General features: G+C 34.3%; 20 protein-coding genes. 3 read left to right on the forward strand and 17 right to left on the reverse strand.

The features are described from left to right. Nucleotides 1–8: 8 nt before the first annotated feature. The 7 genes from BUA73_RS03615 to BUA73_RS03645 form a co-directional block, all read right to left on the reverse strand. Complete coding sequence (locus BUA73_RS03615; RefSeq protein ID WP_072902532.1) at nucleotides 9–317, reverse strand: V-type ATP synthase subunit F; 309 nt, start codon at nucleotides 315–317, stop codon at nucleotides 9–11. Then, entirely contained in the window at nucleotides 310–1,311 is a 1,002-nt protein-coding gene (locus BUA73_RS03620) for a V-type ATP synthase subunit C (protein WP_072902475.1), read from the reverse strand. The genes BUA73_RS03615 and BUA73_RS03620 overlap by 8 nt, the downstream gene beginning before the upstream one ends. Before the next feature lie 17 nt (nucleotides 1,312–1,328). Further along, the gene (locus BUA73_RS03625; RefSeq protein ID WP_072902477.1) at nucleotides 1,329–1,895 is read right to left on the reverse strand and encodes a V-type ATP synthase subunit E; all 567 of its coding nucleotides are present in this window, start codon (nucleotides 1,893–1,895) and stop codon (nucleotides 1,329–1,331) included. Between the two features lie 35 nt (nucleotides 1,896–1,930). Next, nucleotides 1,931–2,404 carry a V-type ATP synthase subunit K gene (locus tag BUA73_RS03630; RefSeq protein ID WP_072902480.1) on the reverse strand — a complete coding sequence of 158 codons (474 nt, stop codon included), beginning with the start codon at nucleotides 2,402–2,404 and terminating at the stop codon, nucleotides 1,931–1,933. Between the two features lie 12 nt (nucleotides 2,405–2,416). Continuing rightward, the gene (locus tag BUA73_RS03635; protein WP_072902482.1) at nucleotides 2,417–4,396 is read right to left on the reverse strand and encodes a V-type ATP synthase subunit I; all 1,980 of its coding nucleotides are present in this window, start codon (nucleotides 4,394–4,396) and stop codon (nucleotides 2,417–2,419) included. Then, nucleotides 4,383–4,709: a hypothetical protein gene (locus tag BUA73_RS03640; protein ID WP_072902485.1), complete on the reverse strand. Its 327-nt coding sequence runs from the start codon at nucleotides 4,707–4,709 to the stop codon at nucleotides 4,383–4,385. The genes BUA73_RS03635 and BUA73_RS03640 overlap by 14 nt, the downstream gene beginning before the upstream one ends. Before the next feature lie 119 nt (nucleotides 4,710–4,828). Beyond that, entirely contained in the window at nucleotides 4,829–6,514 is a 1,686-nt protein-coding gene (locus BUA73_RS03645; protein WP_072902488.1) for a B12-binding domain-containing radical SAM protein, read from the reverse strand. A gap of 168 nt (nucleotides 6,515–6,682) precedes the next feature. Between BUA73_RS03645 and spoVB the strand changes: the two genes are divergently transcribed. Next, complete coding sequence (gene spoVB / locus BUA73_RS03650) at nucleotides 6,683–8,188, forward strand: stage V sporulation protein B (protein WP_072902490.1); 1,506 nt, start codon at nucleotides 6,683–6,685, stop codon at nucleotides 8,186–8,188. A 44-nt stretch (nucleotides 8,189–8,232) separates the two neighbouring features. Here spoVB and BUA73_RS03655 read toward each other — a convergent pair whose 3' ends face one another. Genes BUA73_RS03655 through BUA73_RS03665 form a run of 3 tightly spaced genes read right to left on the reverse strand, consistent with a single transcriptional unit; the run spans nucleotide 8,233 to nucleotide 12,955 of the window. Beyond that, on the reverse strand, nucleotides 8,233–9,849 hold the full coding sequence (locus BUA73_RS03655; protein ID WP_072902534.1) for a putative polysaccharide biosynthesis protein: 1,617 nt from the start codon (nucleotides 9,847–9,849) through the stop codon (nucleotides 8,233–8,235). 47 nt (nucleotides 9,850–9,896) lie between these two features. After that, nucleotides 9,897–10,853: an RluA family pseudouridine synthase gene (locus tag BUA73_RS03660; protein WP_072902492.1), complete on the reverse strand. Its 957-nt coding sequence runs from the start codon at nucleotides 10,851–10,853 to the stop codon at nucleotides 9,897–9,899. A gap of 56 nt (nucleotides 10,854–10,909) precedes the next feature. Next, on the reverse strand, nucleotides 10,910–12,955 hold the full coding sequence (locus BUA73_RS03665; RefSeq protein ID WP_084672025.1) for an ATP-dependent helicase: 2,046 nt from the start codon (nucleotides 12,953–12,955) through the stop codon (nucleotides 10,910–10,912). 163 nt (nucleotides 12,956–13,118) lie between these two features. On the opposite strand from BUA73_RS03665, the gene BUA73_RS03670 reads away from it, so the two are divergent. Both BUA73_RS03670 and BUA73_RS03680 read left to right on the forward strand, forming a co-directional pair. Continuing rightward, on the forward strand, nucleotides 13,119–14,603 hold the full coding sequence (locus BUA73_RS03670) for a nicotinate phosphoribosyltransferase (RefSeq protein WP_072902494.1): 1,485 nt from the start codon (nucleotides 13,119–13,121) through the stop codon (nucleotides 14,601–14,603). A 499-nt stretch (nucleotides 14,604–15,102) separates the two neighbouring features. Beyond that, nucleotides 15,103–16,356 carry a D-alanyl-D-alanine carboxypeptidase family protein gene (locus BUA73_RS03680; protein WP_072902497.1) on the forward strand — a complete coding sequence of 418 codons (1,254 nt, stop codon included), beginning with the start codon at nucleotides 15,103–15,105 and terminating at the stop codon, nucleotides 16,354–16,356. A 72-nt stretch (nucleotides 16,357–16,428) separates the two neighbouring features. Here the strand turns inward: BUA73_RS03680 and BUA73_RS03685 are convergent, their stop codons facing one another. From BUA73_RS03685 to BUA73_RS03715, 7 genes are all read right to left on the reverse strand, one after another. After that, complete coding sequence (locus BUA73_RS03685; RefSeq protein ID WP_072902498.1) at nucleotides 16,429–17,046, reverse strand: GerMN domain-containing protein; 618 nt, start codon at nucleotides 17,044–17,046, stop codon at nucleotides 16,429–16,431. Between the two features lie 36 nt (nucleotides 17,047–17,082). Then, nucleotides 17,083–17,973, reverse strand: coding sequence for an MBL fold metallo-hydrolase (locus BUA73_RS03690; protein WP_072902499.1), 891 nt, complete (start codon nucleotides 17,971–17,973; stop codon nucleotides 17,083–17,085). Nucleotides 17,974–18,250: 277 nt separating this feature from the next. Continuing rightward, nucleotides 18,251–19,012: a prepilin peptidase gene (locus BUA73_RS03695; protein ID WP_072902500.1), complete on the reverse strand. Its 762-nt coding sequence runs from the start codon at nucleotides 19,010–19,012 to the stop codon at nucleotides 18,251–18,253. A 56-nt stretch (nucleotides 19,013–19,068) separates the two neighbouring features. Then, a complete protein-coding gene (locus BUA73_RS03700) occupies nucleotides 19,069–21,276 on the reverse strand; it encodes a pilus assembly PilX N-terminal domain-containing protein (RefSeq protein WP_072902501.1) in 2,208 nt (735 codons plus the stop codon). Nucleotides 21,277–21,285: 9 nt separating this feature from the next. Continuing rightward, the gene (locus BUA73_RS03705) at nucleotides 21,286–22,359 is read right to left on the reverse strand and encodes a type II secretion system protein (RefSeq protein ID WP_072902502.1); all 1,074 of its coding nucleotides are present in this window, start codon (nucleotides 22,357–22,359) and stop codon (nucleotides 21,286–21,288) included. A 1-nt stretch (nucleotide 22,360) separates the two neighbouring features. Continuing rightward, entirely contained in the window at nucleotides 22,361–23,500 is a 1,140-nt protein-coding gene (locus BUA73_RS03710; protein WP_072902503.1) for a type IV pilus inner membrane component PilO, read from the reverse strand. 13 nt (nucleotides 23,501–23,513) lie between these two features. Further along, nucleotides 23,514–24,083 (reverse strand): PilN domain-containing protein, encoded by a 570-nt coding sequence (locus tag BUA73_RS03715; protein WP_072902504.1) that lies wholly within the window; start codon nucleotides 24,081–24,083, stop codon nucleotides 23,514–23,516. Nucleotides 24,084–24,085 lie beyond the last annotated feature (2 nt).

Genomic DNA, 24,085 nt, shown 5'->3' on the forward strand with positions numbered 1-24,085 from the left:
CTACCTTTCTATAATATATTTACTCCTACAGCCTTCTCAACATTATCGCTAATCTTTTGAAGTCCAATATTAAGCGATCCTTGATTACTTGGTATTAAAATAATGGCAGGAAGCATTTGTCTATTATATCTTTCAATAGTTTCCTCAATTTCTGCTGCTACTTGCTCTGTAACAAATATAACAGCATACTCATCTGCAGCTAATTTATCCACAGTTTTTTGAGCTTCTTCTTTTCCTATAACAGGGAAAGTATGAATACCTATAGCTTTGAAAGCTAGTATAGAATCCTTATCCCCTACAACGCCTATTTTATACATAAACATCACGCAACCTTTCTCTGATTACGTTACTTTGAACCTTATTGAGCTTAGCAACCATAATTATTCTTATTATTTTAATTTCAGTTTCCTTTGCCAAAATATACGAAAATAAAGGTTCTGGTCCGAAATTAATGTATTTGCCATCTTTTACGTGTTCCATAATACAGTCCTCAAAGGATTTTTCAAAAAGAGTCAACTTTCCAGTTTGTGCATATTCGTTTAGCCCCTCTTTAATCTTTGGACCATATACAGTTTTGGAAAGTCTTGAAACAATGTTTTCATCGCTTTCACTGTACATTTTTTCATAAAACTCTAGCTCAATAGTACCACCCTTTAAAAGCACTTCTCTTAAGAAGTTCATGGATTTCTCCTGCTTTTTAACTCTTAAAAAGGTTCTAATGTTAATGAAATCTATGTTCATTTTAACGTATTTTAGAATAAACTCTTCCTTCATATCCTCTGCTCTTTTAACCATATCAGAGTACATGAACCTATCCACTATAATATCTATTATCTGAGGATCCTTTGTTTCCTTATATTTTAACTCTGCCTCTTTAATTGCATCTGCAAAGGAAGCGGGAAGCTCTTTATAATCTCCAACTGCTATAGCTTCTTTTAACTTACCAGCATCTACAGTACCTGCCTGCATTAATAAAGAATTAAATTCAGAGGAAAGTGCCTTTGCCTTTATCAAAACCTTTATATTGTGGTAATCGTATTTAACACTTAAAATATCCACAACAGAATTGTCGCTAGTTAACTCATACATAAGTTTGTATACTCGCTGCAATTCGTTTTGCAAAAGTACCTCATAATCCTCCGCCCTGTCTACATCATTCATAAGAGCGGAATACTCACCTTCCCCAAGGATGCTAAGTGCCTCCATAGCGGAAGGTGCATCAATCATTCTCTCAATCTTAACTTTATTAAGGAGCCTTTTTTCCAGGACTCTCAGCCTGGCAACTGCCGATGTGAAATCCATTCTATTCATGGGCATCCTCCTATAGCTTATTGAAATAGCATGCTGGCTACTTCATGCTCTAATTCCTTTTTCATTGATGCTACCAAAGCCTCAAAAGTAAAATTATATTCTATTCCCTTGCAAACGATTATAAATCCTTCAGGAATTTCTCTATTATCATTACTTCTAACAAGCTTTAATTCATTTATCATATTATCATCTATTACAGATTTAAACTTTTCAGACAGAATTATTTCCTCTCCGCCGCTTAGCTTTAAAGATTCCACATTGTTTTTAAGGTAAGCCTTAAATTCCTCAGCACTCATGTTGCCAAGTTCTTCTACAGCTTTGCTATACACATCTGCAATAACTTGCTGCTTTGCCTTAAGCTTAATGTTTCTGCCCTTAAGTTCTGCATTAGATATTATTCTTGCTTTTTTGCTCTCAGCTTCTGCCATAGCTTTGTCTATAAAAGACTTTTTTACAGCCTCTGCTGAATCAGACTTCTGTTTTAAAATTTTATCGGCCTCTTCTTTAGCCTTTTGTAAAATTTCCTCAGCCTTAACCTTAGAATCCTCTAAGATTTTAGAAGTCAAATTTTCTAAATTAGACATACGTTCACTTCCTTATTCTAAGATATTTATGATGCCTAGAATTTAATAACTAATAATAATGATATAACCAATCCTAAAAGTGCATAAGTTTCAACCATGGCAGCTAAAATAACACCTTTCATAACGTGCTTAGGGTTTTTAGCTAGGATTGCAATACCAGCTGCAGATGTTCTTGCCTGTAGTTTAGCTGACTGCCAACCTACAAATGCTATTGGAAGACATGCCATAAATAAATAGAAACCTTGCTGTAAAGTCATATTTGTACCGATTTGTAAGTAAACCATTAATCCTATTATGAATCCATAAAGACCCTGTGTACCTGGAAGAAGTTCAAGGATAAGAGCTTTACCAAACTTCTCTGGCTCTTCTGTCAATAAACCTGCAGCAGCCTCACCAACAAGACCAACACCCTTAGCAGAACCTATACCCGGTAATATTACAGCTAATGCTATACCCATTGCTGCGAAAATGTAACCACCATTTTGAATTAAAAAATCTAAAAATTTCATTTACTATTCCTCCTAATCATTTTTTACATTGATATATTTATTTTCACATTTAAAAGGTGTATATTGTTTTCCCCCACCTTCGTAAAACTTACCGAAATACTCAACATACTGTAATCTACAAGTATGAACATATGCACCAAGTGCACTAATAAATAAGTTGAAAAGATGGCCAACTACGAAGATAATTATTCCACCTATCCACCTTGCAATTCCTGCTGGTATAAGAGTAATCATAAGGTTAAATGCGTTGGCAACGAATCCACCAGCAAGACCTATAGCCATAAGTCTTGAGTAAGAAATTAAATCTCCCACGTAACCAGTTAAACCGTACAGAGAATACAATCCCTGACCAATTCTCGCACCTAAATTGCTGAATTCTCTTCCCCCAGTAAGAACTATAATAACCATACCAAGGATCATTGCCCACATAGAAATAGTTTTAACCATTGGTGGTATTCCACTTACAGCTGTTGCAGCCAATAAGCCTGTTGCACCTAAAAGAATTAAGTACATAGACACAACATCGTACACTATATCCATGTATTGTTTATTCTTGATATAATTATATGCTTTTACGCCTAGTCCGAATAGAATGTGGACAAGACCAAAAACTACAGATACTAAAAGAATCTTTATAACATCTGTTCCTGGGTCTACAATTCCCTTAAACAGAGCTACATTAGGGAATTGAGTTTTCATGAAATCTCCAAAGAAACCACCATAAATAAATCCTACAATCATGGTTGGCACGCCTAAAGCCATGAAAAATCTCATGAAATTCTTTGTATCTTCCTTCATGTTAAACACTGCTAGTGCAATGCCGGCACCTACAAAAAGAAGCAATCCGTATCCCACGTCTCCCATCATCATACCAAAGAAAACAAGGTAGAAGAACATAAGACCTGAAGTTGGATCCGTTTCACCGTATTTTGGCAAGCTGTACATCTTTGTAATGGATTCAAAAGCTGTAGCAAGCTTGTTGTTTCTAAGCTCTACAGGAACCTCTGGATCTTCTTTATCAGCTTCCTCAAAAGAAAGATAGTAGTTATTGCTGCAAGCTATTTTAATTTTTTCCTCTAGCTTTTCAGTTAGCTCTGTTGGGACCCAGCCCTCCACTGCAAGTATGTTGCTAGATTTTAAGAAATTATCTGAAGCCTTGGATTTCTCCATGAGTGCATCGTAGTACTGACTCACCACTTCAAGATTTTCTCTCTTATCTGCATAGGATTCAATTTCTTTTACTATAGCCTTTTCTTTTTCATTTAGCTTAGTGATTCTTTCATTTTTTTCTTCAATAGAAACAGTAGGAATCTCATCGCTAACAGTTGTAAAAGAGCTGAAGCCATATTTTTTCAACATTTTTTCACACTCTGATGCGTCTGCTCCATGTACTATGGCAACAAGGTTCACATCAGTCTTAACTTCGCCTATGAATTCAATATAAGCGCCATTAAAGTTGTTGGTAAATTCCTCTACAAAGCCCTCCTTCATAACCTTTGGTATAAAGCCTGTAAATGCCTTTGCTTTTACTAAAGAGTTTAACTCTGCAAAGCTTACATCTAGCTTTTTCCAAGGTGAAAGAATCTCGATGTCAGATTTTAGTTTTGTTATTTCGTTTTTGATACTGCTCAATTCCGTCTCTTTTGCTTTTAACGATTGGTAGTATTCTTGCCATGGAGTAGTGCTTCCGATTTTCTCGAATTCCGAGAAAGATATGGTTTTTAAACCTTCCTTCAAGGATTTTAGACCGCCACCCTTAGGTGAGTACTTGTTTATAAAATTCAAGGAGAAATTAAGTTTTGATATAGCTTCCTCAATTTCAGCTGAATTGATTTTGTCAGAGTCCTTTGCAAAAAACTCTAAATCATCATCTTCTTTTTCTTGAAGATTTATAAACTGAACCTTTTCAAACTTCTGCAAGACATCCAGCAATGCACTTTTATCGTTCTTAAAGGAAAGCAAAGAGAACTTACTCATTTTAATTATTGCCATGAGACCTCACTATCCTCTCATAGATTAATTTCACTGCTTTATCCAATTTTTCGCCATTGATGTTAGAGTATGATTTTATTTCATCCTCACATCTGGCAATTATGGGATTTGCCATGTTTTTTCCTTCTTCTTCAGCATTTGACAAAATCCTATTTTTCTCGTCTTTTGCCTGCTTTAGAACCTCTTCATACATATTGTCTCCGTCCATCTTCGCCTTTTTGATAATATCCTTAGCTTCTGCCTGTGCTTTAGCTATTACCTCATTACCGCGCTGCTCACACTCTTTGATCGACTTGATTGCCTCTATTGCCAAGTTATCACCACCTTTATAAATATTTATACATATATAGTAATGGATAAAATTAGTGATAATTAAACTAATCATACCCTTCTATATCATACTACATTTTTAGACAATAAAAAACTAAATTATTAATTTTTTATTGAAAAATAATGACCATCTTCATAAAAAACAAGGTAACTGACATTTTCTATCAACTTCTTATATTTTATGTAACGAGAAATGTCCATATTAAACTTCTCAATGTAGATTTTATCTCCCTTTTTTATGAGGTCTTTTTCAATCAATTCTTCTTTTATTTTATTGACTTCGCTCTTAGTAACATCTACTCTTAAGAAGTCAGGTATCCAAGTTTTTTTGTTGTTTATGATGTAATCCATGCGAAGCAAATTTTTAAAAATCACTTGGCCATCCTTGTCTTTTGAAAAATAACTTTCATTGAAATCCATAAGCAAACCGTAGTACTGAGAAAAGGTAACGCTTCTATGAAAATACCCCTGCTCTAAGGCAAAAACACTGAGTTTTTCGTAGAAATCAAAAGCACTTTCAAACTTCTCTTCCAGATATGATATGGATAAACTGAACTTAGAACTATTGTAGTATCTATCCACCATGCTCTCTATTTTCTTAAGTTTCATAAGTTCATGGTAGGATATATACTTAGTCTTTAAGATCTCATAAGGAGGTATGTGGCTGTACACAAGTCCCCACTTATCCTTTTCCTCTTCCATGACAGTGCCCTTTAGCACCTTAAGAAAACCAAGCTGTATTTCATCAGGCTTTAAAGAATAAACATCATTAAAAGATTTTTTAAAAGAATTGTAATCTTCCTCTGGCAGACCTGCAATAAGGTCCAAATGCTGTTTTACGTTGTTACATTGTTTCAAGCTTAACACTTTGTTCATAATATCTTCAAACTTCACAAATCTATTTATATCCCTTAAGGTATTTTCGTTGGTACTTTGTACTCCAACTTCAAACTGAAAAAGTCCACTTCTAGCTTTTCCTATTAGCTCAATTTGTTCTTTTCTTAAAATGTCACTGGAAATCTCAAAATGAAAGCAAGTGTATCCATTGTCATTTTCCATGAGATACTTCCATATCTCCATGGCGTACTCGTGCTTTGCATTAAAAGTCCTATCCACAAACTTCAGCAATTTAACCTTTTTATCTAGGAAATATTGTAGTTCTTTTTTTACCCTATCTACATGCAAAAATCTTAAATTTCTATCTGTAGATGAAAGGCAATACTTGCACCTAAAAGGACATCCTCTAGAGCTCTCGTAATATAGGATTTTGTTGTCCAAATCCTCTTTTTCATCGTATGGAAACACCAAATCATTCATATCTATGTTATCCCTTTTACCATGAAAATATGTTTTATTTTTATCCCTATAATATAGACCCTTTATTTGATCTATTTTATTTTTTGAAAGCTTGGACTGTATAAACTCTCTATAAGTTTCCTCTCCTTCACCCACTATAACGTAATTAGCCCAATGACAACTTTCCATAAAAGCTTCAGTGTGGAAAGACACCTCTGGTCCGCCATAGAGTATCTGTATATCTGGATAAACACTTTTTATGAGTTTCCCCAAATCCTTTACCATAGTTACATTCCAGATATAAGTAGAAAAACAAACCAAATCTGGCTTTTCAAAGAGGATGCCCTCTAGAATCTCCTCAATCCTATTGTTTATGGTAAATTCTTTTATACGGCAAGTATACGGAAGATCCCTAGTATAATGATCTAAATACCGTAGAGCAAGATTGCTATGTATGTATTGAGAATTCAATGCCACTAATAATACATTCAACTAATATCACTTCCTACTTAATAAGTTTTATTAAAACCGTAAACACGGTTCGCCACACCGTATAGCTTATACTTTATAATATTAGTACATATTCGTAAAATAATCAATCATATTGATGAATTTTTTTTCATAATTATATTTTAAGTAATAAATAATGTGGAGGCATACGTGATTAACGACGATTTTTATAAAAATTCTTTCATTTTGACACTTTCCAACTTAAGCACAGCAATCCTAAGATTTCTATTTTCCGTTGTCTTATCAAGAGAGCTAGGTTCCGAGGGTTTAGGTTTATATGCCCTTATAATGCCCGTATACGACTTGTTTTGCTGCTTAATTTGCGGTGGAATGGTTACCTCTCTTTCCAAGGAAACTGCCAAGTACTACAACAAAAAGGATTACGCCAATCTCATGAAGAGCGTAAAAGTGTCCTTTGTATTTAATCTTATTTGGGGATTATTTGTAACTTCAATATTTCTTCTACTGTGCCCCTTTATATCAAAGCACATTATTCAGGACAACAGAAGCATATATCCCCTTTTAGCCATCAGCCCAGCTCTTATACTGGTAGCTCTATCTTCTTTGTTCAAAGGATTTTTCTACGGAACATCAAAGGTAAAAATCCCCTCTATCATAGACATTTTTGAAAAAGCACTGAGGATGATAGCCATAATCGTATTGATGAGAATTATAAATGAAAAAAGCATAACATTTACAGTAACCATTACATACATTTCACTGACCCTTGGCGAACTACTAAGCTTCATACTTTTATTTTTTTATTATAAACACAATAGACAAAGATTATCAAAGGGAATAATATCAGAGGAACACACAAGGTCTAAAATACTCAAAAGCATACTGATAGCAGCCATACCACTTTGCATAAATGGACTGCTGACCACAGCCCTCAGTTCCTTTTCAACCCTCATCCTTCCCCGCAGGTTGATTTTAGCTGGCATCACCTACACTGAGGCCTTGAGTGTTATTGGAAAATTTTCAGGAATGGCACTTACCATAGTGTTCTTTCCCTCATTTATAATTTTGTCATTTTGCACGCTCCTTATTCCGGAGATATCAAAGTACATCGCCTCAAAAGACCTCATAGGCATGGAAAGAAGGCTGCGACAAGTAATGGAGATCTCATTTTATTTAGGCATGATAAACATGATAATATGCATTGTAATACCAAATCAGCTGGGAATAATCTTTTACAGCAGAACAGACATTGCGCCCTATATTGTCTTTTTAGCCGTCAATGCACCAATACTTTATTTATCTTCCTGCACATATAGTATTTTAAATGGTATTGGCCTTCAAAGTAAAGTACTTATCAACTCGCTAATTTCATCGGTATTAGAAGTGGTGCTTTTATTTGTACTTCTAGCAAAGCCATCTATAAACATCTACGGATACGGCATTGCAATGTTCATAAGCAATATAATATCTTTTGTCATGAACTTTTATTTTATAAACAGATTTTACAAAACAAAATTCACATTAAAGGAAAATTTAATACCCACGTTGATATGTGCAATTTGCCTCAACATCTCCCTAATCATAAGAAATTATTTCACCTTTATGGACATCTTATCAAAAACTGTTGTCATAGTAATTTTAGGCTTTACTTCCTTTATATTCATCACAGTGCACATCAAAAAAAATCTAAATTAAACTAACCCCTGACACTGCATAAACACTGTCAGGGGCAAAGCAAATTAAGTCAACCTGTTTTTTATGAAAGACGGTATAACCTTTAATAGTTTTTTAGGGAACACGTCAAAATCTTTCTTTCTTATGGACTTTGTCACAGTTAAAACAAAGACATAAACAATAGCCCCCACCACAATGCTTATAACCGTAGCTATAACATTGTTGATGTACACATGTTTAGATATTAATCCAAAAACAAAACTTACTACCCTATGGCACAAAATAGCCGCTGCTCCCATGAGAACCGAAGATACCACAATAAGAAAAATTCTCTTTGCCATTTTTATTTTGCACCTCAAAGTTCTTCTTATACTCAGGCTGTTCATTAAAATGGGAACAAGGTAATAAACGAAGTTGCCGATTAAAATACCGTAAATATTGAAAAAAGGCATTCTTATAAAAACAATGTCCGCAACTATCTTGCATACAAGGCCAAAAAAAGAATGAAAAGTTACCACATTTATTTTTCCAAAGCCTTGAAGAATAGAAACTTGTATCTGGGCCACGGACATTAGTACAATGTTTAAAACTCCCAGTACAAGCAGATTAACTATGACACTATTGTATCCCAAAATCTTGCATATAGGCCCTGAAAGGCTCATAAGCCCCACAGCACATGGCACAGACACTAGAAAAGTTAACTTGTAAGCGTAGAAAGTATTCTTCCTCAAGTTCTTCATGTCATCTAGTGCTGCAAACCTTGATATGGCAGGCAGAACCACCACAGACAAGGATGTAATTATGGCAATAGGAACACCCACCAAGGAATTATAGTTAAAAACATTTCCCACAAGAGCATCAGCGTTCATGCCCATGGTAGGCAGTATTCTAGAGGCAATAATGTTGTCAAAAAGCATACCCATGTTCTGAATTAAAACACATATGGTCATGGGAATTGAATACTTTATAACTTTTTTCAAAAGAAGAGCCTTCCTCTTCTGAACCTTTTCCTTTGCATTTATTTTGCTTACTCTTATGGTCTTATCCTTATTGTAATAGGAAATAAGGATAAGTAAAGCCACAATGGCTCCAATGGTAGTTCCCGTGGTAGCTCCAGCCACCCCTAACTCTATATCGCCGTATTTTAAGAGAAGGTATGCGATTAAAAGGCTGAAAACCACATTAAAAACCTGTTCAAAAATCTGTGATACCGCTGTAGGCTTCACATTGCCCCTACCTTGAAAATACCCCCTGTAGCAACTCAATAGACAGGTTATAAATAAAGTAGGAGACAAAACCTGTAATCCAATTTTTATAGAACTATTTCCAAACATTTTGCTTATAGGACCTGCAAAGGCAAACAAAGACAAAGACAAAAAAAGTCCCAAAGCAAAAAGAAATAATCTAGTTATCTTAAAGGCATTGACAGCATCCTTGTACCTCTGAAGAGCAAGCAATTCCGATATATTTTTTGAAATTGCAGAAGGCAGTCCAGTATTGCCGATTACATATACGAAATTAAATACATAATACACGGAGGAGTATATCCCTACTCCTTCCTCCCCAAGAATTCTTCTTAGAAGAGGATTATAAAATACAGATAAAACTTTTATTAAAAGACCTGCAGCAGTAAGTATGACGAACCCTTTGCCAAAGGACTGTTTATCGGATGTTTCATCCATCACTCTTCCGTACCTCCAAACTATTTATATTGTTGTAAAAGTAAATTTTAGAATCTCATTACATCTTTTTTAATCTTTTTAAATATAGGTGGCAAGCTTTCAGCAATGGTTTTGTTCTCAAGATAAGATAAGTTATCACTACAGGACTTAAAAGTCAGCTTATAAGCGTATAAAAATTGATAGTTCAAGCCATATTTGTTGTAGAAATAATCATTTTCTTTTTTTACACCGTACTTAGGATCTCCGATTATAGGATTGCCGAGGAAACTAAGATGTGCCCTTATCTGATGGCTCCTTCCGGTAAGCAATTTGATTTCTATGTATGAGTATATGCCCACGGACTCTAAACTCTTAACTTCCATGGCTATTTTCTTGCTGTTAGCTTCTTCTTTTAAAGATACCTTGGACTCGTTGGTCTTAGGATTTTTTGTTATATATGCCTCGTAGATCCCGTCCTTTACTCTTCCCTTTACTAAAGCAAGGTAGTACTTATCAATATCCCTATTTCTAAGCATCTCATTTAAGGATTTTGTGGCAGCAAAGTTTTTTCCGAAGATCACTATACCTGAAGTGTTTTTGTCCAATCTATTGCAAGAAGTCGGTCTAAAAGTAAGCTCCTCTTCCTTGTAGTAAAAACCCTTATCCTCAAGATAAGACAATACGTGGTCTGTTAAAGTTACTTCCCCCACTGCTTTATCACCGTGGACAAGGACACCAGGCCATTTTTCTACAAGAAGCATATTTTCATCCTCATAGGTTATCTTAAGCTTCATCTTCTCTATTTTATTGAACTTCTTCACTTGGTGATTAAACTCTATGTTTTCAACATCCACCACATCACCAATTTGAAGCATATATTTTTCCTTAGATTTTTTTTCATTTACCTTTATGTTTCCCATTCGAATACTTTTGTAAATAGCACTTAAAGGCACATCCTTAAAGTACTTTCTACAAAATTTGTCTAATCTTTGGTTTCCCTCATTTTCAGTTATATTAATTTTCATCCATTTTCAGGCTATAAAATATAGCCACTCCTTTCAAAGTAAATACATGAATTATTTTACCATACTTTTTTCAATAATCCATAGTCAATAACAATTTGTGCGTCAAATTTGCGCTGAATTTTATCTTCAAATAAAACAGTCACAGTTTTTTTCTTTATATTTTTTACAACTCCAGTTCCAAAAGCCTGGTGTATCACCTTATCGTTTAAAGAGAACTGGGTGTTGTCCTCTACTTCTACATTTATCTCTTTGAGAAACCTAGAGGGCTCCATGGGCTTTCCTAACCTACTCTTTACGTAGCTTAGATGTAGAGTGTTTATACTTCTAGTGATACCCACATAAAAAATTCTCCTCTCTTCCTCCAAATCGCTTTGGGCACCACACTGGCCATAGGGCAAAATTTCCTCATTGCAATTCACTATAAACACATGGGGAAATTCCATGCCCTTCACGCCGTGGATAGTGCTTAAGAGAACGGCTTCTTCAATTTTTTTGCGGTTTTCCTTTTTGATTTCCGCATCTTTTTTTACACTTTCAATGTGCTGTATAAATTCATCAATGGACTTAAATTCCTCCGCAGAATCCACAAATTGCGATACAATAAAAAGTAGTTCGTCCATAGGAATCTTGAACTTTTCACTGTGGGACTTTAGATAATCCTTGTACCCTAGATCCTGCATAACGCTATTAATAGCACCCTTTAAAGACATTCTATTTAGGTTGTTTACGTATCTTTCTGTGGACTTTATGTCCTTTATCTGAAACACCTTTAATTCCTTTAAATTGCAAACAATATTGAAGCAGTTCTCCTTGTAAGGATATTCCCTAAGGTTCAAGAGCACATTTCTACCCACATATCGAAAGGGCTTATTTATCACACTGCAAAACAATTCTTTGTCGCACATATTTATGCTGAGTTTTAAGTAATTTAATATATCCCTGCAGATAAAATTGTCGTAAAAGTTGTAACCTTTATCCGTCACATTAAAGGGAATGCCACTCTTAGTAAAAGTGTCTATGAGCACCCTGCTCTCCTCATTTGTTCTGTACAAAATGGCGTAATGAGAAAAAGCACCCTCATGGTTTTCCACCTGATTTTTTATGTACCTTGCCAGGTGAAAAGCCTGCTCCCTTTCAGTGATATAAAGATTGCATACCACCTTTCCATCATCAGATCTATTTGAACATATTCTTTTTTTATTTCTCATAACATTGTTGCAGATTAAAGCTGAAGAGTATTCCACCACATTCTTTGGACACCTGTAATTTGTACCCAAGTATGTTTTAAAACCATTTTTGAATTTCTCGTGAAAGTCCACCATGGCATCAGGTCTGGCTCCCCTGAACCCGTAGATACACTGATCCTCATCACCTACAGCGAAGACCTTAGAGCCCTCCTCACTGAACATCTGTAAAATGCTAATTTGGAGATTGTCGCAATCCTGAAACTCATCCACTAAAATATATTTGAAGAGTTTGCTATAGGACTTGAGAATATTTTTGTTGCTCTTTAAAACACTGTACATCTCTTTTTCCAAGTCATCAAAATCATAGTAGTTCTTGCTCTTTCTGTATTGCTCGTAGCTTTCATAGCATATACTAAATACCTTGCTGTTACAGCCCTCAGGGTGAAACTCCTCCAAAGAGGTATTGGAGCTCTTAAAAAAGGAGATTAGATTTAATATATCTCTCATTTTGTCTTCACTGACCTCATCATAAATCTTTGTGAGCTCTTTTTTTATCACCTGCCTAGCCTCGTCCTCTGGCATGATGTCGAACTTGCGATCTAAGCGCTTTAGTAGTCTATAAAATAGAGAGTGGAACGTGCCAAAAAAAGGTGAGCATTCCCTTCCCGTAAGTCTTTCATATCTGCTTTTCATACTTTGTGCTGCGGCCTTTGTAAATGTAATTATTATAATGTTATCTCTGGAAACACCCTTGAGCTGAAAGTAATTTACCCTATTTATTATAGTAGTAGTTTTCCCAGAACCTGGAGCCGCTATCACAAGGATATTGTCTTTTTCATTTTTTACAGCCTCTACTTGTTCCCTATCCAAGGAATCCAAATTAATCATATTTAAAATACCAACTTCCACGTACATTTTTAATTTCCATACATCATAATATATAATTATACCCTATTTCTCAGTATATCTAAACTATAATCTATTTTTTAATCATATGTTACTAAATATTGTTGTAACAATTTAAATTTAAGTATAAAATAAAGATAAAAACAATAAATGTTTCAAGGGAGATTTTACAATGGAGTACAACAGAAAATTTGACATACACAAGGAGAGAAACCTTACAATGTTAGTAGATTTTTATGAACTAACCATGGCAAACGGCTATTTAGAGAGCGGAGTAGGCAACAAAATCGTCTGTTTTGACATGTTCTTTAGAAGGGTGCCCGACGAAGGCGGTTACTGCATTATGGCTGGAGTAGATCAGCTCATTCAGTACCTATCAGAGCTATGCTTTTCAAAAGAAGACATAGATTACTTAAAAAATAAAAATATTTTTTCAGAAAAATTCATTTCATACCTAGAAAATTTTAAGTTTACCTGTGATGTATATGCAGTACCAGAGGGCACACCAGTGTTCCCCAACGAACCCCTAGTAACGGTAGTAGGACCAGTAATGGAAGCGCAATTCGTGGAAACCATGATCCTCCTAACCATTAACCATCAAACCCTAATAGCCACAAAAGCCAACAGAATTTGTCGAGCAGCTGGAGAAAGGCCTGTTTTAGAATTAGGTTCTCGAAGAGCACAGGGCTACGATGGAGCTATTTTTGGAGCTAGAGCTGCAGTTATAGGCGGATGCTCTGCCACCGCTTGTACCATAGCTGAACAGATGTTCAACATCCCCGCCGTGGGAACCATGGCCCACAGTTGGGTACAACTCTTTGACGACGAATACTCTGCTTTTAAAGCATGGGCTGAAGCTTATCCTGACAACTGCCTTTTGCTAGTTGATACTTACAACGTGCTGAAATCTGGCCTTCCAAATGCAATTAAAGTATTCGATGAAGTTCTAAAGCCTAAGGGAAAAAGACCTGTGGGCATAAGAATTGACAGTGGAGACATCACCTATCTTACAAAAGAAGCTAGAAAAATGTTGGATGAAGCAGGCTATAAAGATGCAAAAATCACCATTTCAAACTCCCTAGACGAATACATCATAAAAAGCGTTTTAAGTGCTGGAGCTAAAATAGACAGTTTTGGCGTTGGAGAGAGACTCATAACCGCAAGATCAGAACCCGTATTTGGTGGAGTTTACAAATTGTCTGCAGTGCAAGATACACAGGGTAACTTTATACCGAGAATAAAAATCAGTGAAAACGCTGAAAAAATAACAAACCCCGGCTTTAAGGACCTTTATAGACTTTACGACAAAAAAACAGGCAAAGCCATTGCAGATCTTATAACACTGCACGGCGAAGAGATAACAGAAGACAAACCTCTTTGCATCTTCGACGAAGTCCATACTTGGAAAAAGAAGATACTAGAGAATTTCACCGTAAAAAATCTAAGAGAGAAAATCTTCCAAAATGGAAAATGCACCTACAAGTCTCCCGATGTAAAAACAATACAAAATTACTGTTCTAAAGAGCTATCTACCCTTTGGCAGGAAGTCCTTAGGTTTGAAAACCCACATACCTATTACGTGGATCTTTCAGAAAAGCTATGGCATACAAAAAGAGAACTACTAAACAACTTCTCAAATAAAATTTCAAATATGTAAAAAGACAAAAAACACTATGAAACCCATAGTGTTTTTTGTCTAATTGCACCATATATTTTTGCTATATATGTATATACTCCTCTAAAAAATCTCCAAATTTATTTTCTTCTTCGCTTTCTACGTATAGTATATCCTCTTCTTCATCGTAATCCTTTTTTGTTTCCAACTGCATAAAAATACAGTCCCCATCTTCTTTGAAAAAACAACATTCTTTAAAACAAAACACCTTATCCCTTTTTGTCGTTAAAAACGGACACAATTTCATAAAACCACCCCATTCTTTACAATATTTAGAATGACCATAATTTTAATACAACTATACATGATATTATACCACAAATAAAATATATTTATAGGTGTTTTATTAAAAATTTTTTTATTTTTTTCCCCAAATTCAACGAACCTAATAATTATTTTTTTTTTAGCCATACTATGTTATTATATAGGTATTATATATTTGTTATAATAACATAGATAAAACAATTTAGGAGGATTAACATTGGGAAAAAAACTTTCAGCACTATTAATAACATTAAACCTTATTTTCTGCAACACAACTTTAGCTCTTGCAGATACAAAGGAGAAAAAGGACGACCTGGATTTAAAAGCTACCTCTGCAATCTCCTATGACTTAGACGATAAATCCATAATATACGCAAAAAACATAGATACAAAAAACTACCCTGCATCTATTACAAAATTGCTTACAGCCCTTGTATTCTCAGAAAATAAAAAGGAAGAAGATATGTTGTCTTACACAAAGTCTGCTTACGACCAGCCACCTTATTCCTACAGATTAAATCTTCACCCTGTGAACATAGGAGATAAAATGAGTGCCAAGGATGCCATGGATGGACTGCTTCTCTACTCTGGCAACGACATTGCTTACATGATAGCAGACAACGTAACAGGAGATACAAATTCATTTTTAGATGCCATGAATAAAAAAGCAAAAGAATTAAATATGAACAACTCAAGATTTGAAACACCCAACGGCATAGATGACAACTCAAACAATATGTACACCACAGCCTACGACCTTACAAAGCTGATGTCTGCTTGTTATAAAGATGAATGGATAAAAGGTTCCATGGCAAAAAAGACCTCTACCATTGGATTCTTAGGCGGAAATAAGGCAAATGTTGAGAATAGAAATAAACTTATAAATATTGATGGCTGCATAGGCGGAAAGACTGGGTACACATCAAAGGCCGGCAGATGTCTAGTTGCACTGTACGAGAGAAATAACAGAAAAATCGTGGGAGTTGTATTGAATTCAGAGTACAATTTCCCAAAGGACACCGTTGTTTTCGAAGACATGAATAAATTAATAAATTATAGTTACAAAGCTAAAAAGCAAATAGTATACAAAAAGGGAAGTAAGGTAGGAACCACCTCAGTAAAGTATAAAGCAATTCCTTTCTTAGGACCAGAAAAAACTATGGAAATACCTGTGTATGTAAATCAGGATATTGCATACTTTAACAAAGACCTTCCAATGACAAATAAATTCAACTACAACACTATAAATCCTTTTAGATTCTCTAGTGAAGATGCCATAGGAACTATAACAGTATCTCAAAAGGATGATTCAAAGCAATTTAAACTTTACTCAGAGGTTACCTTTAAATCTGTTTTAAAAGACAATTGGATGATATACACTTTAGCCATATTGTCTTTAGTGGCAATAATTACCACCATTGTGTGGACAATAAACAGCATAAGAAGAAGAAGTAAAAGGCACTACTATTAGCCTTAAAAAATGGCTTGTACCAAAGGAACTCTCTCCTAGGTTACAAGCCATTCTTATTTTACCTTACTAATTTTACTTTTTGATTATAGATGTGTTTGATCCCACAGGTTTATCAAGGATGATGTGCCCACCCAAGGTATCCATAGGATCCTTATTCACGCTAAAGGTTACCTTTTCGATGCCTAGCTGAGTGTTTAAAATCAAAGTATTGCTGATGCCGTATAAAGCCATGGTTTCTCCAGCACTTCCCGATACCTTTCCTAAAATACTGTTGTCAAAATCCACGTTGGCAACTTTATCCTTTATAGTGACACTATTCACCTTCACAGTTTTATCAATAACCATGTATATATCTTTTTCAGTAGGCCCAAGTATCAATTCTTCAAGTACTTTTTTAGCATCAGCATTTTCTATTTTTCTCACTTCTGCCACAAGGTGTTCAGCCTCACTATCTCCAAAATAAAGATTAAAGTTATCTTTATCATCTTTACTTGATTGAGTATCCCCTTGCCCACCATTGTTATCTCCTGACTGTGTATTGTCCTTAGAATTGTTATCCTTAGAGATATTATTTTCATTTATCTTTGAAGATTCATCCCCAGGATTAGTAGTTACATTTTTTGTGCATGCAACCAAGGACAAAGCCATAAGGCATATAAGGACATAATTAATTATTTTTTTCATTTTCATACAAACATCTCCTTCACTCATTTAATATTACACATTCTACTCTGTGTAAAAGTACATTTTACCATCCTCAACGGAATACTTTAAAATATTATTATTTTCAAAGTAACATAAAAAAGCTGATACAGTAAACATATTGAGATAATACTGTTTAGGGCTCAATTCTAATTCATTAAAAATGCAAAGGTTTTGAAGTATATCTTCTTTTGTTACAGGAGTAGAGAGAATATCTAAAATCTGCTCCTTATATCGCCTTATGTTGTTATTGTTGAATTCAATAAGTGATAAAAACTCCTGACGGTCTAAAACTTTATTACAATGAGAAGGTAGAAAAAAATCATCTTCTATGGTTTTCATGTACTCCAAGGTATTTAATGTTTCTTCAATATCGTAGAGAAATGGGAAGGAATACTTTTTAAGTATTTCCATACTGAATATTGCATCCCCCACAAAACACACCTTGTCAGGAGTGCTAATCCCTATGGAGCCCACAGCGTGACCTGGAAGATTGTGAATTGAAAACTTTTCATCCTCAATTTTTATCATTCCTTCTTCCACCGTATTGTCTATAGTTGTGGTATTCTCCTTGGAGCTAAGTATCTTTATAGGATTTCCACCAAAAAGCATGGCACCATCCAGGAACCCCTGTTGAATTAAAGTTTTACACTGTACCGATGCGTAGGTTTGTATACCTGTATATGTTTCCCTAAAGTATTTATTGCCTCCAGTGTGGTCGCTGTGGTGGTGAGTATTGAAGATATACTTTGGTTTAAGCCCGTTTTCTTTTAAAATATTATCCGCTTTCCTTGCAAAGGTATTGTTTATTCCTGTATCTACAACAATACTCTGCTTGCCCTTAAAGGCATAGACGCCAACATTTGTTGGTGAATTGATATAATATGTATTGCCGTGTATTTTAGCAAATTCCATAGGCAGTCACTTCACTTTCCATGATAATATCTTAATCTATTATAACACGTAAAATATACCTATGAAAACACAATAAAGAGAATAATTTATTCATTGAAGGTAATAATATAAATGTATTAAAGAAAGAGGGATAAAAACATGTATTTTTTTATTTTAACTCCAATTATTTTAATAGTAACAGTAATTTTTTCAAAAAAAGCCATTTCAAGAAGAAAACTTCGCACCTCCCTGAAGGCCCTTGTAGAATCTTCGGGAAAACTTACTGTCTACACTAAGATCAACGAACAATAAGCCTTACATAACAATCTATCAATTGCTGCCCCCAAAGCATAGCTGCCATTGCCCCCATTGCAATAAATGGACCAAATGCAATGGCATCTTTTCTGCCCTTTTTTCTTGTAAGCAATACAATAACACCAACTATTCCCCCAAGTACTATGGCTATAAATATGGTCAGCAAGGTGTATTTAAATCCAAGGACCAATCCACATAAAGCGCAGAGCTCTGCATCACCCCATCCCATTCCGTGGGTTAGAATAACTATAAGAGAAATAAACCCCCCTCCAGCTAAAGCCCCATAAAAATAAGTCATGACATTTTCACCTTTTAAAAACATATATGCAATAAAAACAAGCTGCACCACTGCAGGAGCAATTATATGAATATCGTATATATCCTGAGTGTCAAAGTCAATGAGTCCGATTACAATGAGAAAACAGGTGAATATTAGATACACAGCGAACTTAAGAGACACACCAAACTCCATAAACAACAGTAAAAACATAAGGCCCGTAAATAACTCCACAAAAAAGTATCTAGAGGAAAGCTTGGCGCCACACTTTCTACATTTTCCTCTAAGAAATAGCCAACTAAATAAAGGTATTAGATCATACCATGCTAGCACATATCCGCAATCATTGCAGTGAGATGGCGGCTTCACTATGGATTCCTCCGCTGGAATCCTAGATGCACATACATTCAAAAAACTTCCCACAGAAGCCCCCATAAAAAAAATAATTGCATAAATCAAATAATCCATAAAAGCCCTCCTACTTAAAAAATAAGTTCCCAAAAATAGGAACTTATTTTCTTAAATTATTTTACTCTACTTCTAGCCCATTTTGTTACTATATATCTATCTTTACTCTTCCTAACTCTAGCATTTGCATTAACATATTCATCTTTCCCCACTATGGCACTGGAAATATTATAGTTTGCACCCATTTCACCAGGTGCAAAAAACTTTTCAACCACTTTTGCCTTAGAAAATGTATTTTTTATCATATCCTCAGAATAATTAATTTTTATACTACCATTTATAGTAACATTGCCACTGCATATAATAGCTCCATTTATACTACCTGTTGCTCCTGAGTTTTTTAGATTTAAATTCCCTAAGCAGTATATAATTCCATTAAAATCTTTGCCAGCTAAATCCAAAGTTGTACCCCCAGGTAAGTATTTAACAATATTCGCAGTACTCCAATTTTTTGTATCACTTAGTTTGAACTTAGGGATTGCCTCAGGTTCTTCAAAGTTAACTATAGTATCTTTTAATAAATTCGTATTAACTAAATTAGTAACACTTCTATTCACCGTTCCAAAATGCTTAGTTTTAGCAGCTAATATTTGATTGAGAGTATTCTTTGGTGTATAGCTTGTTGAAGGTGTTTTACTCCTATATTGTGCTACCTGCGAAGAAGTACAACCTTCGTCATACTCATTATCTCTACTAACAAAAGTCGTACCTACAAATCCTTTGTTTATTTCAGTAGTATTATTGTAGTTAATTTCTGATGTATAGTCTTTTACGTCATTACCCCCAATCCTCATTGATGAGGTATCTTTAGCTGAAACCATAAGATTAGTAACTTTAAATTTAGATAATGAGCAATTCGACATATTTACTTTGCCTGAAAATAAAAGATTTCTAGTGTCTAAACAAGTTGTATTATTACTATTATTAATATTAACATTAGGTGCGTAGATGTTACCACCTTTAGTATCATTAAAAATAAAAGGCATACATTTTCTAACTTGCCCATCCTCCGTAGTGTACGAATAAAGCTTAGGGCTACCTTCCATAACCTGTTCTATTTTAGGTTCAGATATAGCAAATGTTACTATATCATCTTCGTCAGTATCATAAAAGAATGGCCTATTTTTATATACACTCAATTTTATATCATAGGCTTCAGAACCAAAACTATTTACGGTTAGTTTAGCATTATTATCTATATTAAGATTGTTGGCAACGCTTACATTACCATTTATAGTTGTATCAGATGAATTAATGATAATGTCTCCATTTGCTGCTGCTATCTCTCCATTGATAGTTTGAGTCCCACCATTTATAAATATAGATCCACCAGCTGCTATGGCATTTGTATATACAGGATTACCTCTTACAGTTCTGTATTTTGTACTGTCAGCCCCTTCATATACCGGTGGCATAATGGCCAAATTTCCGGTTATCATTCTCCCCTTTAACTCCTTAGTTCCTAAAACTCTTTGTCCACCCGCTAATGCTGATGCACCATTTTCTACATTGCATCCATAAACATTTAGATCCATTACAAAATCAGTAGGGGTAAGCTCAAATTTTTTCCATTGTTCCAAATTGCTAATTTTTTGTTTTTCTTTTAAAACTTCCGGTTGTACTGAATCATCTTCCACAGTATTTATCTTAAAATTTTTATAATTTTTACTTTCATTTACGTTAAAAGAAGCTGTATAATAGGCCTCATAATATTTTGCATTAGATGCTACTTCTCCATTTGATACAGTTATACCACTAACATCAAACTTATTGTCATTATAATCTTTTTGTGCGTATGAATAATACAATCTATTAAATGCTTGGTTAAAAAACACCTCTAAAAACTCTGAATACAAAACACTATTTATAGTTACTCCATCTAGCATTACACTTTTGTCTTTTACTTCACTTTCCCATATACTGTGTATTAAATTATGATTATCTTCAGGACTAGTTAAAGCCATTACTGATTCCTCATACTGTACATAATCATACGTCTGTTTATATAGTTCATTTTTCATATATTTTACAGCTAGCATCTCCGCTTGTGAGAGATTCTTATCTAAATCCGTCAGTACCTTCTGTGCAGCTTTTTCCAAATGATAATATTCAGCATTGGACGTTGCAACCTTTCCCGCCATTTTCATATTGTTTAATGACATGGCCAAGGAAACACTACCTAAGCTTAAAATCAACATAATAGAAATTAGAGCAATAATTAAGGCTGAACCTTTTCTTTTTTGTTTGTGAATATTTTGTTTCATAGTTTCCTCCTATTTAGACAAATATTCTTTAGAAGATAGTTTATATATAATATTTCCTTTGTAATCTTTAACATTTATATTTAAATCATACTTAATTTGAGCACTTTTTTCTACATTAAGCACAGTTTTTGTAGCACTACCATATATAAGTTCTACATTTACTGCTTTGTTCAGCAAATCCACATTCTCTTGATTATTTGAAGCAATATAAATTTGCACATCCAAATCACTTTCATTTATAACCTGAATATTATATTTTCCCTTAACCTTTATGTCTATGTCACCTTCAGTAATTTTTATAGGAAAAATACCTTTACTACATTGTTCCTTAGTCATATCTACTTTTGAATATACCCTCTTATCAGCATCAAAATTGTTTATACCTGTACTAAGTAGATGACAGTAAGCAAAATAATTGAAAGTTACTGGCCCTGAATTTCTATAATTTTCATAGTGAGCTAGTGTACAACCCGCAAGCCCATTTTTTACGTCTTTTTTATATGATGGGAATAAAGGTGAAATTTCATCCTTTATCCAGTTGTCCCATTCAGTATGAGTCCAATTCCTAAATAAAGCTGCATAATAATTTCCACCATAATAATCAGGTTCGTTTGCCACATAAAGCAAATATTTTTCCTTATCTCTTGCCAACTTCATCCCTGATTGAGAATCGAGCCCATCGGGTGTATACATTATACTACTTCCTATAGTTTTATCCTCTACAATGGTATAGTCTACTGAATATCCATTTCCAATAGGCGCTGCCGGATCAAGCTTATTCCAAGTATAGTCGTATTTTTCACTGCCTACATAAGTTGTTTTAGAACTAGACCCCCCTGCTTCAGGGGTGCCAGTCAAATTATTAGTTCTTATAAATTCTTCAGGATTCTTTTTAAATGATTGAAGTAAATTACTAGCCACTTCATTAGATTTATCAGTAACTTTAGCACTTCTATTTACTAAGCTGGAAGTTTTAAAAGCTTCCATGACAGCTATACCTACCATAACAAAAATTGCAACAGCTACTACCACCTCTATTAGTGTGGTTCCCCGTTTCCTTGAATGTTTTATCAGTTTAGGCATATTATCTTGTCACTCCTTTTACAATGACATTTTCTTTAGGGTTTTCCAAGACAAATTTAGGATTAAAAGCATCATCATTTACAACGGTTATTTCAAGATTATACTTAGTATTATTGTTAACTGATAACTTCAATTTCACTATATCTTCAGCCGTAACTCTTGGAGTAGATAAAACTGTCATGCGAATAGTATTATTTTTCAAAACGATATTGGAATTAATAGTTTTAGAATTCTTACCTAGAGTACATTTAGCAGTAAGATTTTTTTCATTTCCGCTGATATTTAAAGTTCCATTGATCTCACCATCGTCAAGAGAATAAACTTCAGTTTCAAACTTTCCGTTTTCTATGAAAAGCACCTTCGCATCCTCATATTGTGAAGAATTTATATTCATAAAATACTCCGGAGTATAATAAACTGAATCCTCAGGTAAGTTGCCAAGTCCAGGTGTAGTTGTGAATATATCAGCACGACCTTCAAATGGTGGTAACTTATATGGACATTCCACAACTTCATTTTTATCAACATAGCTGATTGTATCAAGAGTCAAACTTCCAAAAAGAGCTCCTATTTTTGATTCTTTAATAGTTACATTTTTTATAGAAAACAACCTATCAGCATTTTCTATATCCTTTATGAAATCAAATATGTTTTTAAATTCACCAGAAATCTCCATGGCAAAGCCATTTTGAACTACGTATTTTGGCAAAGTATTCTGCTCTGGTGGAACTCCAGCTCCTCCACTTAGAAATGTTTCCACACTCATACAAAGGGCTCCATTGTTTGCAACTGATGAAATTTGTATATTTCTAGCAGCAGCACTTCTATATAAAATATCCAAAGAGTGTGGTAAGGATTGGAAAGGCGGTACTTTCAATTTCATTCTTTGGTCGGTATGCTTCAACTTTTCATTTTGTTTTTTTAATGTAGCTATATTTTCAAATTTTTCTTTTAAATCATCTCTTTTAGCTTCCACAATCTTATAATTTTCTCTATTTTCCTTTGTGGATTGTAATTTAGGAGATATTAAGAAATTATACCCTAAAAATATTACAGCAATTATTCCTACTCCAAACAACAAATTTTTATCTCTATCAGATATCTGTAGGCTCGATGTCTTAGGTTTTTTAAATTTAAGCATTTTCTCCCTCCTCCTATTGAACTATCTCTATGTTAAAATTATACCTTGAGACAGCTGGTGCACCGCCGCCCTCTGCATTAACATTAGTATTCTCGCTGATTAAGCCACAATTGCGAAGCTCTACAGATTTAAAATAACCACTAGTCCTAAGAGTTTCAGTAAATCCAATGACTATCTCCTTATCACTACCCATTCCAGACAATTTTAAGGCACCATTATCATCTAACTCATAACTAGAAATAGCTATTCCCTCAGGGCATTTCTCACCAATCATCTTAATTGTATCACTCTTCTTTATGATTGCATTACTCTTGTCTACAAGCCTACTCAAAGAATTAACACTATTGTTTAGCTTTGCACTTTCATTCTGTACGGTAACTACTTCACTATAGGTTTCAATTTCTTTATTCAAACTGTTAATTCTAAAGTTTAAAAATGTATTATAAATGAATAAACATAAAAACACACCAATTACCGCCGCAGCAGAAATTGCAAAAATACTTGCGATTAAATTTTTTGAGCTTTTTCTTTTTGATAAAGACTCCAATACACTTTCTTTTTTTAAAAAGTTAATATCCTTCATCA

Origin of the sequence: Hathewaya proteolytica DSM 3090 (assembly GCF_900142225.1) — a bacterium.
GTDB lineage: Bacteria > Bacillota > Clostridia > Clostridiales > Clostridiaceae > Hathewaya > Hathewaya proteolytica.

Excerpts from the sequence above, each read along its gene's own strand:
- BUA73_RS03625 (WP_072902477.1), bottom strand. The coding sequence starts at position 1,895 with ATGTCTAATTTAGAAAATTTGACTTCTAAAATCTTAGAGGATTCTAAG.
- BUA73_RS03655 (WP_072902534.1), bottom strand. The coding sequence starts at position 9,849 with ATGGATGAAACATCCGATAAACAGTCCTTTGGCAAAGGGTTCGTCATA.
- BUA73_RS03635 (WP_072902482.1), bottom strand. The coding sequence starts at position 4,396 with ATGGCAATAATTAAAATGAGTAAGTTCTCTTTGCTTTCCTTTAAGAAC.
- BUA73_RS03685 (WP_072902498.1), bottom strand. The coding sequence starts at position 17,046 with ATGAAAATGAAAAAAATAATTAATTATGTCCTTATATGCCTTATGGCT.
- BUA73_RS03615 (WP_072902532.1), bottom strand. The coding sequence starts at position 317 with ATGTATAAAATAGGCGTTGTAGGGGATAAGGATTCTATACTAGCTTTC.
- BUA73_RS03710 (WP_072902503.1), bottom strand. The coding sequence starts at position 23,500 with ATGCTTAAATTTAAAAAACCTAAGACATCGAGCCTACAGATATCTGAT.
- BUA73_RS03695 (WP_072902500.1), bottom strand. The coding sequence starts at position 19,012 with ATGGATTATTTGATTTATGCAATTATTTTTTTTATGGGGGCTTCTGTG.
- BUA73_RS03620 (WP_072902475.1), bottom strand. The coding sequence starts at position 1,311 with ATGAATAGAATGGATTTCACATCGGCAGTTGCCAGGCTGAGAGTCCTG.
- BUA73_RS03705 (WP_072902502.1), bottom strand. The coding sequence starts at position 22,359 with ATGCCTAAACTGATAAAACATTCAAGGAAACGGGGAACCACACTAATA.
- BUA73_RS03665 (WP_084672025.1), bottom strand. The coding sequence starts at position 12,955 with ATGTACGTGGAAGTTGGTATTTTAAATATGATTAATTTGGATTCCTTG.
- BUA73_RS03670 (WP_072902494.1), top strand. The coding sequence starts at position 13,119 with ATGGAGTACAACAGAAAATTTGACATACACAAGGAGAGAAACCTTACA.
- BUA73_RS03700 (WP_072902501.1), bottom strand. The coding sequence starts at position 21,276 with ATGAAACAAAATATTCACAAACAAAAAAGAAAAGGTTCAGCCTTAATT.
- BUA73_RS03630 (WP_072902480.1), bottom strand. The coding sequence starts at position 2,404 with ATGAAATTTTTAGATTTTTTAATTCAAAATGGTGGTTACATTTTCGCA.
- BUA73_RS03660 (WP_072902492.1), bottom strand. The coding sequence starts at position 10,853 with ATGAAAATTAATATAACTGAAAATGAGGGAAACCAAAGATTAGACAAA.
- BUA73_RS03690 (WP_072902499.1), bottom strand. The coding sequence starts at position 17,973 with ATGGAATTTGCTAAAATACACGGCAATACATATTATATCAATTCACCA.
- BUA73_RS03715 (WP_072902504.1), bottom strand. The coding sequence starts at position 24,083 with ATGAAGGATATTAACTTTTTAAAAAAAGAAAGTGTATTGGAGTCTTTA.